Genomic DNA, 12,699 nt, shown 5'->3' on the forward strand with positions numbered 1-12,699 from the left:
CAAGGTTACGAATTTGAAAAATACATTTAAAATTCGAGGTAAACCTCGGAGAACTAAACCCTCACTGAGGGCTTCAAAATAACGTTCATGCAAAGCGAAACACAAACTAAAGATTCAATTTCATTTGAGGATTTCAAAGCTCAGGTAATGGCAGATTATAAAATAGCCGTTACCAGCCGGGAATGTAGCCTTTTGGGAAGACGCGAAGTACTTACTGGAAAAGCTAAATTCGGAATTTTTGGCGATGGGAAAGAAGTGCCGCAGCTAGCAATGGCCAAAGCTTTTAAAAATGGCGATTTTAGATCTGGTTACTATCGTGATCAAACCTTTATGATGGCTATAAATCAGTTTAGTATTGAACATTTCTTTGCCGGCTTATATGCTGATTCTAACCTGGAAAATGAACCAATGTCTGGCGGAAGACAAATGGGAGGTCACTTTACCACTCACAGCCTTAACGAAGACGGCAGCTGGAAAAACCTGATAGAACAAAAAAACTCCAGTGCAGATATTTCTCCTACCGCTGGCCAAATGCCAAGACTTTTAGGACTCGCACAAGCGTCAAAAATATACAGAAACGTAGAAGGAATTTCATCTGAAAAATTTTCAGAAGACGGAAATGAGATCGCCTGGGGAACCATTGGTAATGCCAGCACAAGTGAAGGTCATTTCTGGGAAACCCTTAATGCAGCCGGCGTACTACAGGTGCCTATGGTTCTAAGTGTTTGGGATGATGAATACGGAATTTCGGTTCACGCAGCACATCAAACCACAAAAGAAAGTATTTCTGAAATCGTAAAAGGATTCCAGAGAGATGAAGAAAATAAAGGTTACGAAATTATTGTTGTAAATGGATGGGATTATGTCGCGCTGATTGAAGCTTATGAAAAAGCTGAAAAAATAGCTCGTAGAGAACACTGTCCGGTTCTTATTCACGTGGTAGAACTCACACAACCACAAGGGCACTCTACTTCTGGATCACACGAACGCTATAAAAATGAACAACGTTTGTCCTGGGAGCGTGAATACGATTGTAATGTTAAGTTTAGAGAATGGATTCTGGAAAACAATATTAGTACAAATGAAGAGCTTGAGGAAATAGAAAAACAAATAAAAGGTGAAGTTAGGGAAGGCAAAAAAACTGCCTGGGATAATTATATACAACCTACTAAAGAGAAACAAAAAGAACTACTCACTGTACTTTCTAAATTAACAAAAAATACTGATGAAAAAGATGCAGTAGTTAAACTGGCTAAAGACTTAAACGCTAATAAAGATCCACTTAAAAAAGATCTTGCTATTGTCGCAAGAAAAGCCTTAAGGTTAATAAGAAGGGAAAAATCTGAAGAAAAATCTAAACTTATTGATTGGCTGAATGAATTCAATAAAGCCATGGCTGAAGATTACAACAGCCACTTATACATAGCATCTAACAATCTTCAAACCGAAGTTTTACCAGAATTTGATGATGATTCGACTGAAGTAGATGGAAGAATCATTTTACGTGATAATTTTGATCAAATATTTGAAAATAAACCTGAAACCCTAATTTTTGGAGAAGACGCCGGTGAGATTGGTGATGTAAACCAGGGATTGGAAGGTCTTCAGAATAAATACGGAAAACTACGTGTAGCAGATGTTGGTATTCGAGAAGCTACTATTCTTGGCCAGGGAATTGGAATGGCAATGAGAGGACTAAGGCCTATTGCCGAGATTCAATACCTGGATTATGTGATGTATGCATTACAGGGAATGAGTGACGATCTTGCTACCTTACAGTATAGAACCAAAGGAAAACAAAAAGCTCCACTAATTATAAGAACCCGTGGTCACCGTTTAGAAGGAATTTGGCATAGTGGCTCACAAATGGGCGGAATCCTAAACCTGGTACGCGGTATGTATGTGCTTGTACCAAGAAACATGACTAAAGCTGCAGGATTTTATAATACTTTATTAGAACAGGATACCCCGGCATTATTAGTAGAATGTTTAAATGGCTATCGTCTAAAAGAGAAAAAACCAAGTAATTTACCTGAACTTAGAACACCAATAGGAAAGGTTGAAACTGTAAGAGAAGGAAGCGATATTACCCTGGTTTCTTATGGATCTACCTTAAGAATTGTCGCACAAACTGCAGAGGAATTAAGTGAGTTCGGTATCAATGTCGAAGTAATTGATGTTCAGTCTTTACTTCCATTTGATCTGGATCATGATATCGTAAAGAGCGTAGAAAAAACCAACCGTCTCCTGGTTATAGATGAAGATGTTCCGGGAGGAGCTTCTGCATTTATTCTGGATAAGGTTTTAAATGAACAAAACGCCTGGAGATACCTGGACAGCAAGCCACAAACGCTTACCGCTAAAGAGCACAGGCCGGCTTATGGTACAGATGGTGATTACTTTAGTAAACCTTCAGCAGAAGATATTTTCGAAAAAGTTTACTCGATTTTTAACGAGGTTAATCCTGAAGAATATCCCGCGATAAGATAAATCTTATTTAATGGTTTAAAATATAAATCCCCGATCTAGATTTAGATTGGGGATTTTTTATTTTGTCAAATTCAACCTAATAGATCCTGAAATAATCAAGGTTTAGAGCCATTGAAATTCACTGATTCTAAAGCCAATAAAACAATCATCTACACAGCCTTTTTGAACAAAACCGCAATTAGAAATAATTCCGGTGTCGTTGGTATTAAAGTAAACATCATTCTCACCGGTATTTACTCTTAAATATTCTGAAATGCAGGTTTCATATAATTCATCTATAAGCAAAGGATCAAAACCTTCAGAGTTACTACCGATTTCCTCTCCGGTTTCTGTGTAAGATTCAATTTCTACTTCTTCCAGTTCGCTCTCCTCGTTAAGCACCTGTTCAAAATAAAGGTACTCTCTTTTGCTAACAAGGCCATCTTTTACAGTAATGGTAGTTCTACTGCCAAATCCCGACCAGGAAATAAAACTCACGGTGTAGCTGTAGGTTTCATCATTCTGTGCTTTTAGCTCCTTCCACATTGTTTTACTATCGCTGTAACTGATGCCACTTTCGCCGGTAATTTCACCTCTATCGATGTCATTGCTCGAGCAAGATAAAAGAGTAATGCAAAATAAAAATAAGATAAAACAGTTTGAAATCTTCATAGTATCAGTTTTGAATGACTATATATAAGATGCAGAAAACTATATTTGGTTGCGTCAATCTGAGATAAATAATTCTTCATCGCTTACACCGATTTACTATATCAGTTCGGATAGTACCTAAAATTCTTTTTAGTTATATTGATGTAATAGAATCTAAAATTCTAGCTTTAAGCGGAATGGCAAATGAATACTTAGATATGTTGGTGTTATTAGAAATTGAATCAAAAGAATTTACTACATAACTCCTTAAACCTTTCCAAACCTTAACTTCCCTTGATTTTTCTGATTGATTCTTAGAATAAGTAAAGAAACTGATCTTTGGTTTTAATGATTGGTCGAATCTAAATAAAAGATCAGATTTTTTAGGATGTTTTGCGAGAATGGAATCTAAGTTCGTTCTAATAAAATTAAATGTTTTTAGATTAAATTCATTTAATGCCTTATCTGTTAGTACAGTGCTCGGTCTATTTATTTTAGATATCTTCCCATCTTTTGTGACTTCAACAAAAAAGGGAGTTTCCCTTTTTGATTCAGGGAAATAAGACCAAAAATCATTATAAAACTTCTCATTCATCAGAAAATGATAACCAGAAAGTTTATACTTGACCACATTGAATTTCCAAAAAGGTTCGAAACCCCACTTTGGAGTACTAAGATGGATATAAACTATATCATTTTTAAACTTTGAAGTTTGAAGATGATTTTGAAGCTTTTTAAGATGGGAAAATTCATCTAACGAATGCTTACAATAAAAACTATATTAATTAATATATAGTGTCTTATTTTTGAATTCAGGAAGATCTATTAACTCCGCTAAAGATGAAATTTCATCCGAATTTTCCAGTAATCTCAAATTTTCATTTTCTCTACTAGGAGATTGACAGCTAACCGAAAATATTAATAGTAATACTAAAGAGAATTGATATTGTTTCTTCATTAATTAGTTTTGCAATGTTTCATTTAAATCTTAATTTATCTTAGTATCACTACATCCAGTTTCGCTTACTAACTTCAGCTTTATACATGACATAATTTATATATCGCAAAATATCATTACTAACCGCGTAAAACTTAAGATCACCTCCCGCGGTATGAAAAACTATATTCACTAAATTTCGCCTGCGATACCAAATTGGTTGCTTTACGCTTATAGATTGTATTTTGAATAACTCCAGGGTTTCTTCAGTTTTATTCCACAAGCCTTTTTTCTTTTGTAAAAAATCTTCTGTAAATATTAATTTTCGAGCCATAAAAGAGAATATTTGTATTGCTATTGCAGCAACAATATATACCCCTGCCAACACCAAAACCGCCCATAATTGTAAGCTTACTAAAGCTGTAAAATACCACAGAACCACGAAAATCAATGCCGGCAACATGGCCAGAGAAATTTTTCGGAAGAGTAATAATTTATCTGGACTAAAGGTAGTTCTAAATTGAGACCCTGAAGATTCGCTGTACAGAAAAGACTTTATCTTTTTTACGATTTCCTTTCCTAAGCCGGGAATCTTTATTTTGTTTTTCTGAAGTTCATTTTCGCTACTAGATAAGGAAATTTGAGCTTCGTATAGGTTAAAACGCTTCTGAACAGGATTCGTATTAATTCTCATTAACTGAAGCCTTCTGGGTTGAAGCGAAACCTTGGTGTTGGTCTTTAAACCCATTTCCACTTCGAGCTTGTCTTTAGTCTGCTGAATTTTTAAGCCGTAATACTTTATAAAAACTTCAATAATGGTAATGCTTATACTTAGCAATAAAAGCACTAAAAAAAGTAGTATTAAATAGCCTATAGACTGGAGTATTCCCGAAAATTGACTGAAATAAACTTCTACATCGTCAATCTGGTCTTTAAAATAAGTATTTATCCTATTATAAATCCCCATTACAAAAGCTAAAACCAGAGATAAGCCGCGTAGGTAATTTGTGCTTATCCCAATTTTCAACAGCGTAAGAATATCAACTTTATGCGTCCAAACTTCCTTATTTCCGGGCTCTAACTTTTCTTCTTCTATTTGATTTTCTTCAACTTTTTCAGATTTAGCTTTTAAAAGAATTTCTAAAAGTTTATTGGCATCTTTTTCTGAAATAGCTTTTATCTCTACTTCTTTTTGATTACTTCCGGCGGTATCTATAACCAGGCTATAGACATTGATTACCCGCTGAAGGATAGAACGTTTAAAATAAACCTGCTGAATTTTATCAAAAGGAATCGCTGAATTTTCAGTAGAAAAAATTCCCTTTTCCAATACGAATTCCTCACGCTCATAATCAATATAAAATATAAACTTACGGTAGTAAAGGTAGCTATAAACTAAGGTTAATCCCGTTAAAACAACCAAACCTATGGCTGTATAGATTAAAGTAGTTTTACTGGGACCGCTTAACAACAAATAAGCACCCATAGCCCAGAATATCTTAACGAGTTTATAGAGACTGGAAATGAAGATAAGTAGAATCCCTGCTATAGATTGCCGTTGGGCGGTATTGTATGCCTTAGAATTCATCTTTAGAGATCTTAACTGCAATGGCTTCTTTTAATAGTAATGCCATTTCTGGATCCAAACCGGGAATAGTGATATCGCTCCCACTTCCGCCGGCAGTAAAAATATTAAGACTGGAAATACCTAAAACCTTATCCCAAACACCTCGTGAAATTGAAGCGTGCTGCACCCTATTAAATGGAATTATGGTTGTTTTATTAAAGATGAAACCTCGTTTGTAAACCACATCTTTATCCCTTACAGCATAACCCAGGCTTTGTAACAGTTTATAATTATTCCAAAACCTGAATATAAAAGCTGCAGAAATAACACCTAAAATAATACCTGATTGCCACTGATTTAGCTGAAAAAACCATAAAACACCAAGCAAAACAAACAAGACGAGCATTAAAATGCCCGTCTGAATATTCATTTTTATAAGATATGTAGACGAAACTGATGAAAAAGCTACCGACTCATATTTTGGTAAGGAAGCTAAATCAAGCTGTTCGTTGCTAAAATCTTTGGCTATGGAATCCATTTTTTATCAAAATTGGGTTTTCTTTTCTCCAAAAAGGCATCACGACCTTCTTTGGCTTCATCGGTCATATAAGCGAGGCGGGTAACTTCTCCGGCAAAAACCTGTTGACCAACCATACCGTCATCGGTCATATTCATGGCGTACTTCAACATTTTTATAGAAGTTGGTGATTTAGCCATAATTTCCTGGGCCCATTCATAAGCAGTGTCTTCTAACTCATCGTGTGGAATTACCGCGTTTACCATTCCCATTTCGTAAGCTTCCTGTGCTGAATAGTTTCTTCCGAGGAAAAAGATTTCACGTGCCTTCTTCTGCCCTACCATTTTAGCCAAATAAGCCGAGCCATAACCGGCATCAAAACTTGTTACATCAGCATCGGTTTGTTTAAAAATAGCATGTTCTTTACTGGCAAGAGTTAGATCACAAACAACGTGCAAACTGTGCCCGCCGCCTACAGCCCAACCGGGCACTACGCAAATTACAGCTTTAGGCATAAATCTAATTAAACGCTGAACTTCCAATATATTTAATCTATGGTAGCCATCTTCACCAACATAGCCTTGATGGCCACGTGCCTTTTGGTCTCCACCGCTACAAAACGCCCATTTTCCATCTTTAGAAGAAGGCCCTTCAGCAGAAAGTAAAACACAGCCAATGCTGGTATCTTCATGTGCATCGTGAAAGGCATCTAAAAGTTCTGAAGTGGTTTTAGGTCTAAAAGCATTGCGAACATCTGGACGGTTAAAAGCGATTCGCGCCACACCTCCAGATTTTTTATAAGTAATATCCTCGTATTCTTTTACAGTTTTCCAGTTAATTTCACTCATAAGTCTTTATTTTACTCAAAAATAAGCTTTTCAATTTATCTTAATATCTTTGTACCGCAAATAGATTTGCATTGTTTTTGCTATATTAAAAACAAAAGCCCTAATAATGAAATTTCGTCTACTCCTTTTAAGCATATTTTTATTCAGTATAACTCCTTGTTCTGCCCAGGAATATTGGGATATGGCCGATTTTGAAATTAGCAATTACAGTATAGACCCTGCATGGAGCGACCTAAGTTTTGGCCAGCAATTTTTTCAGGGAGACTTTAATCTTCCCAGTGGAGAATTTCTAAATGTAGACGAAAACAAGCGTGCTACGGTAGATATGGTTGGGATTCTTGAGCAACAGCGTAATATGAAAAAACGCAGCGTAGATATCGGCACGCCTTTACCTACAACTTCTCAAAAACGAAAAGCTTTTGAAATTTCCAACAATTACAGGATTAGAGACAAAGATGAAGTGTATAACGATGCGCTTAACTCTAACCCCTATTACCAGAATCAAAGAATTTATCAAAATGCATTACACAGGCAAAACCAACGCAGAATGTATTACGGTTCTTCCTATTATTCCCCTCGCAGCCCATTTTATTAAGCCTCTTTAAGGTGAATTCCGTCGTCTTTAATATCTATTTTCCTTTGCTTATAAAGATTTCCCGCCGCACGCTTAAAACTCTTTTTGCTAATCCCCAACTGTCCGTGAATTGCTTCTGGAGAGGATTTATCGGTAAGATTTAAGTAGCCTTCATTTTGTTTCAGCTTATTAAGAATTAGTTCGGCATTGGGCTCAATACTTCTATATCCCGGTCTTTGTAAACTTACATCAATCTTGCCGTCTGGACGTGTTTTAGTAATAAACCCGCGCATTTCATCACCTACGTTTATTTCCTGAAAAACATCATCGTGATAGATCAAACCTAAATGCAGCTGATTAATAATTACATTATAACCTAAATCGCTTTTATTACTTATAATGATATCCACTTCTTCAAAAGGCTCTATAGTCAATTCTGAATTATCCAGGAACGCATGTACTTTACTTGAAGCCACCAAACGATCTGTTTCCTCATCCAAATAACAGAAGATAAGATAACGACCTCCCTTTTTCATAGGGTAAGCCTGCTCTTTAAACGGAACGAATAAGTGTTTTTCAAGACCCCAGTCCAAAAAAGCCCCAAATTCAGTAGTTTCTGCACATTTTAGAAATGCGAATTCATCCAACTTCACTAAAGGTTCTAAGGTAGTGGCAACCGGTCTTTCTTCGTGATCCAGGTAAATAAAAACATCTATCTCTTCACCAATTTCAAAAGTTTCAGGAATATATTTATTCGGAAGTAAAACTTCATTTCCTTCTTGGTCGGTTAAAAAAAGTCCGGGCTCGGTTTCCCTAACAATATGAAGCGTATGATTTTCGCCAATTCTAAGCATAATCTATATTTTGAGTGCAAAGATACTTTATATTTACGGCTTTTCCATAAAACAAAAAATCCGTTTTACGATTGTAAAAACGGATTCTTATATATTTTAACTTGTACATCCGTTTTATTCATAAAATTAAGGAAGTCTTATTAAATCAGATCTCACAGGTTTTTAAAACCTGTGAGGTCTCTCATATTAAAGAACTTTTGTAACGCTTAAGGATTTTACTGTCTGCAGATATTCAAACAACCCTAAAAACTGAAGTTTATTTAAAAACACTTTCCTTTTTAAAGTGTTTGGTAAGCAGGTAATATACAACTGCACGATATTTATTACGGTTAGATTTTCCGTATTTTTCCATCACAGCATTTAAGCCCACATCCAGCTTTTCGTCATCTTTTAAACCTAATTTTTTAATAAGAAAGTTACGTTTTACCGTTTCCATTTCAGATTCTGAAGAACTGGAAACGGTTTCGGCATCACTTCTAAAAATACTTGGGCCACAAGATTCTGTTACTTTTCGTAAAAGATCTACATCGGGTTCCTCTCCCGTTTTATCTTTCACATCCTGGATGTATTTCCCTACTTTTTCATCGGTTTTTGTACTCATAATTAAGTTTTTAGTTTATTTCCCAACAATTTACTTAAATGAGTGGTTTTTTTCCGAATTTAATAGCTTAAGATTTCATAAAATTAAAATATTCTAAAAGTACCTCATCATTAATTTTTCGTGGAGTAAAAATTTCCAAAAGTTTTGGCTTATCAGAATTGTTAAAAAATTCTTCTAAATGTGTTTCTATCTCTTCTGATGTTTTAGCCGAGTAATACTGAAATCCATACATTTCACTTAAGGATTTCGCCTGAAGTTGATGTGTGGTTTCAAAATAAGTTTCAAAATTCTCTGTATGCTTATTTCCAGGGAGAATTCTAAAAATCCCTCCACCATTATTGTTTAAAATAATTATCCTGAAATTTTTAGGAATATAATTATTCCATAAGGCATTGCTGTCATAGAAAAAACTAAGGTCTCCCGAAATCATCAACGTAGGCTCGCCTTTTACGCAAGCGGCCCCAATTGAAGTAGAAATACTACCATCAATTCCGCTGGTGCCTCGATTACAAAAAATACGAAGGCTTTCTTCCCATTTAAATAATTGCGCATACCGAATGGTAGAACTGTTACCAAGGTGCACAATATAATTTTCGGGAATAGCCGGAACAATTTCCTGCATCGCTTTCAAGTCAGAATACGAGATTTTATCCATATATTCTTCGTGACGAACTTGCCGTTTGCTTTTTACTTCCTTCCAATATGTGCCATAATCGCTTTGAACATTATTAGTAAGTGGAAAAAAGTGGGTAAAGAAAGAGTTTACAGTAGTTTCAAAATGTTTATTAAGGCAGAAAAAAGTGTTGTAAGCTTTTTTAGGATCAATATGCCAGTGTTGCTGTGGCTGATGATTTCTTAAAAATGCCTTGATCTTTTTCGAAACGATCATTCCCCCAAAGGTCAGTAGTATTTCTGGCTGGAGCTTTTTAAACAACTCCTCGCAGTTTTCATCTTTTTCAATGGGACCAATTAAGGTATCAATTCGCGTAAAGAATTCAGGATGATTTAAATTAGAGGTGGTTTCGGTAAGCACAATAACCGATTCATCTTTAGCTAATTCTTCTAAAAATTCCTGTTCAACGATATTAGGTTGTGCCACACCTACAATCACCATTTTTCGCTTCGCTTTATTCCAAAGCTCGGCGTAACCATGCAACTGATTTTCTGTATAGGTGCGTTCTTTAATTTCCGGTAAGATCTGTAAAGGGTTAACGTCCACATTTTCTACCAAATCATATAATGGCTCATAAAAAGGGACATTAATATGAACCGGTCCCTTGCCTTCTATCGCTTTATTAAGCGCCAGGTTTACTTCCCTTTCGTTATGTTTTTGCGACTCAAACTGCTTTTGCTGAAGTTTTTTATCGGTCGCCTCGGCATCTAAAACCAGCTCTGAATGTAAATTTGCCGAATATAAAATATGATTTTCAAAAACATTTTTCTGTCTAATGGTTTGTCCATCGCCAATGTCTATTCGCTCCACCGGCCGATCTGCCGAGATAATTACTAAAGGAATATCACTATAATAAGCTTCAGCAATTGCGGGATAATAATTAAGCAAAGCAGATCCCGAAGTACAAACCAGGGCTACCGGTTTTTGAAGCTGCTGCGCCATTCCCAACGCATAAAAAGCTGCGCAGCGCTCATCTACAATGCTGTAAGGCTTAATATCTGGATGATGTGTAAAACCAATAGTTAAGGGAGCATTTCTTGAGCCTGGAGAAATTACTACGTGGTTTATATTTTTAGCAACGCAAAGCGCTACAATAGATCTGGCAACAGGTATTTTAGAGTATTTCACAAAGTTTATTTTTCAAACCAGACCTCACAGTTATAATATTTATTTAGGTAAAATCTGTTAGGTCTGCTTCCAAGTCTATAGTTTTTACTCGTCATTGCGACCCCAATATTTATTGGGAGAAGCAATCTGTAAATAATGGATAACCAATGGAGAGATTACTTCACTTCGTTCGTAATGACACGTTTTATTTCCACTCAAAATTACAATTTCAAAAGTATTTTAAGGACAGGTTTTACCCTTATTTAACAAGCACCGATTTTATGGTATGCGATTTATTTACGGTTTCCTGCCATTCGTCTGCAGGATTAGAATCTTTGGTAATTCCACCTCCAATAAATAGCCTGGCCTTTCCCGCTTCTAGCTTCATGCAACGTAGGTTTACAAATAAAAAAGTTTGCTTTAAAATGCTCGCATAAGCCTGGTTTTCCTGATTTCTGCGATTACTATTCCTCTTTATTTCTTTTTTCATATTCATTTCTCCCAAAAATCCTGAATAGAACTCGCGATTATAACCTTCATTTTTTAATATGAATTCTTTCGCATTTTTCTTTGGAAGTCCGCATACTGCGGGAGTTGGGTGTAAGGCTAAAATCAAACTTTTAAGGTTAGATTTTTCCGAATCCAATATTCCCTGGATATCTGTTTGTAAGTGCAGTAAATTTCCTGCTTTAGTAGTATAAGGCTCAGATCTATGAATAGTACCGGAAACTTTATCCTGCAGGTTTTCTAAAATAGAATCTGTAACTATTTGCTGTTCCTCAATTTCCTTTTCTCCCCAATTCACATTACTGGTTCCCTGGAACGACTGCGTCCCGGCAAGAGACATGGTTTTAAATTTATCGCGCTCAACCTTTAAAAGTGTTTCTGGCGTGGCACCCAGCCAAATCCCGGTTTTGGGATGAAACCAGTAATAAACAAAGGCAGTTTCATATTTTTTAAGCAAATTCTTAAAGATATCAAGCGCTTCTAGTTGAGTCTGCACATCCTCTTTTCGCGATACAACCACTTTCTTAAATTCGCCTGTTTGAATGGCTTCAATACCTTGCTGAACTAGTTTTTCGTGCTGTATTTTAGCTTCAGCATTGGTATATACCGGCGGAAATTCCTGATCTTCTTTTTTTACTTCTTCATCCTTATCAGCAAAATATTCTGTAGTAATACTTTCGGCATTTTCAGAAGGAATAAAAAACGCATTATTATCATTTTCAAAAGGAGCAAAAACAAATCCGCTTTCATTAAATCCAGAGGTTTTGTAAGCTTTCTCCGTATCCTGTAACAAAGCTTTGGTTAATCCGTTTTTGTCGTTAGGGTTTCTATAAGCCACAAATGGATTTCCACTTTGGATTTGCCTTTCTAATTTTGTAAAAAAATCTTCGCTGTTCATTTTCTATTTCTTTTTGGGCAATGCTATGGTAGTAAGTTTTACGATAGAAATAAGATTCTGGTCTTCATCAGTAATTCTAATTTCAAAAAGTTGGGTAGTACGGCCTTTATGAATAAACGATGCTTTTGCAAAAACAAAACCTTCTGAAATACTTTTTAAGTGATTTGCAGAAATTTCAATCCCACGAACATAAAATTTTTCAGTATCCAGGAAAACATAGCTTGCCATGCTTCCTACACTTTCTGCCAAAGCCACACTGGCACCACCGTGCAAAACACCGTCTGGCTGATGCACCTTGGAGGTAACCGGCATTTTAGCGATTAAATAATCGTCTCCAATTTCGGTAAATTCTATCTCCAGAGTTTCCATAAGCGTATTTCTACACACTTTTTTAGAAAGCTTCAGAATTTCTTCTTTGGTCATAGCAATAAGATTGGTTTCTTTGTAAGCCACATCGGGTAAACCAAGAGGCATTTTATAATTTTTTTTTTGATTC

Annotated in this window: 12 protein-coding genes; 2 read left to right on the top strand and 10 right to left on the bottom strand. The window is 35.8% G+C overall.

Annotation, left to right across the window (positions count from 1 at the left end):
• Positions 1-87 precede the first annotated feature (87 nt).
• Positions 88-2,490, top strand: a complete 2,403-nt coding sequence (locus B5X51_RS03155; RefSeq protein ID WP_079719418.1) for an alpha-ketoacid dehydrogenase subunit alpha/beta — start codon at positions 88-90, stop codon at positions 2,488-2,490.
• Between the two features lie 102 nt (positions 2,491-2,592).
• On the opposite strand, the gene B5X51_RS03160 is transcribed toward B5X51_RS03155, so the two are convergent.
• The 5 genes from B5X51_RS03160 to B5X51_RS03180 form a co-directional block, all read right to left on the bottom strand.
• Entirely contained in the window at positions 2,593-3,141 is a 549-nt protein-coding gene (locus B5X51_RS03160) for a hypothetical protein (protein WP_139374825.1), read from the bottom strand.
• Between the two features lie 133 nt (positions 3,142-3,274).
• Positions 3,275-3,715, bottom strand: coding sequence for a hypothetical protein (locus tag B5X51_RS03165; protein WP_079719420.1), 441 nt, complete (start codon positions 3,713-3,715; stop codon positions 3,275-3,277).
• Between the two features lie 412 nt (positions 3,716-4,127).
• Positions 4,128-5,645 carry a PH domain-containing protein gene (locus B5X51_RS03170; RefSeq protein ID WP_079719421.1) on the bottom strand — a complete coding sequence of 506 codons (1,518 nt, stop codon included), beginning with the start codon at positions 5,643-5,645 and terminating at the stop codon, positions 4,128-4,130.
• Positions 5,635-6,162 carry a PH domain-containing protein gene (locus tag B5X51_RS03175; protein ID WP_079719422.1) on the bottom strand — a complete coding sequence of 176 codons (528 nt, stop codon included), beginning with the start codon at positions 6,160-6,162 and terminating at the stop codon, positions 5,635-5,637. Before B5X51_RS03175 ends, B5X51_RS03170 begins: the two co-directional genes overlap by 11 nt.
• Positions 6,150-6,989, bottom strand: a complete 840-nt coding sequence (locus tag B5X51_RS03180) for a 1,4-dihydroxy-2-naphthoyl-CoA synthase (RefSeq protein WP_079719423.1) — start codon at positions 6,987-6,989, stop codon at positions 6,150-6,152. The genes B5X51_RS03175 and B5X51_RS03180 overlap by 13 nt, the downstream gene beginning before the upstream one ends.
• Before the next feature lie 106 nt (positions 6,990-7,095).
• On the opposite strand from B5X51_RS03180, the gene B5X51_RS03185 reads away from it, so the two are divergent.
• Positions 7,096-7,584 (top strand): hypothetical protein, encoded by a 489-nt coding sequence (locus B5X51_RS03185; protein ID WP_079719424.1) that lies wholly within the window; start codon positions 7,096-7,098, stop codon positions 7,582-7,584.
• On the opposite strand, the gene B5X51_RS03190 is transcribed toward B5X51_RS03185, so the two are convergent.
• The 5 genes from B5X51_RS03190 to B5X51_RS03210 form a co-directional block, all read right to left on the bottom strand.
• Positions 7,581-8,417 (bottom strand): CvfB family protein, encoded by an 837-nt coding sequence (locus B5X51_RS03190; protein ID WP_079719425.1) that lies wholly within the window; start codon positions 8,415-8,417, stop codon positions 7,581-7,583. The two genes, B5X51_RS03185 and B5X51_RS03190, sit on opposite strands and share 4 nt — an antisense overlap.
• Before the next feature lie 256 nt (positions 8,418-8,673).
• Positions 8,674-9,018 (bottom strand): DUF2853 family protein, encoded by a 345-nt coding sequence (locus B5X51_RS03195; protein ID WP_079719426.1) that lies wholly within the window; start codon positions 9,016-9,018, stop codon positions 8,674-8,676.
• A gap of 67 nt (positions 9,019-9,085) precedes the next feature.
• The gene (gene menD, locus B5X51_RS03200) at positions 9,086-10,819 is read right to left on the bottom strand and encodes a 2-succinyl-5-enolpyruvyl-6-hydroxy-3-cyclohexene-1-carboxylic-acid synthase (protein WP_079719427.1); all 1,734 of its coding nucleotides are present in this window, start codon (positions 10,817-10,819) and stop codon (positions 9,086-9,088) included.
• A 238-nt stretch (positions 10,820-11,057) separates the two neighbouring features.
• Positions 11,058-12,203 (bottom strand): chorismate-binding protein, encoded by a 1,146-nt coding sequence (locus B5X51_RS03205; RefSeq protein ID WP_079719428.1) that lies wholly within the window; start codon positions 12,201-12,203, stop codon positions 11,058-11,060.
• Between the two features lie 3 nt (positions 12,204-12,206).
• Complete coding sequence (locus B5X51_RS03210) at positions 12,207-12,626, bottom strand: PaaI family thioesterase (protein ID WP_079719669.1); 420 nt, start codon at positions 12,624-12,626, stop codon at positions 12,207-12,209.
• Between the last annotated feature and the right edge of the window lie 73 nt (positions 12,627-12,699).

Origin of the sequence: Salegentibacter holothuriorum, from assembly GCF_900168045.1 — a bacterium.
GTDB lineage: Bacteria > Bacteroidota > Bacteroidia > Flavobacteriales > Flavobacteriaceae > Salegentibacter > Salegentibacter holothuriorum.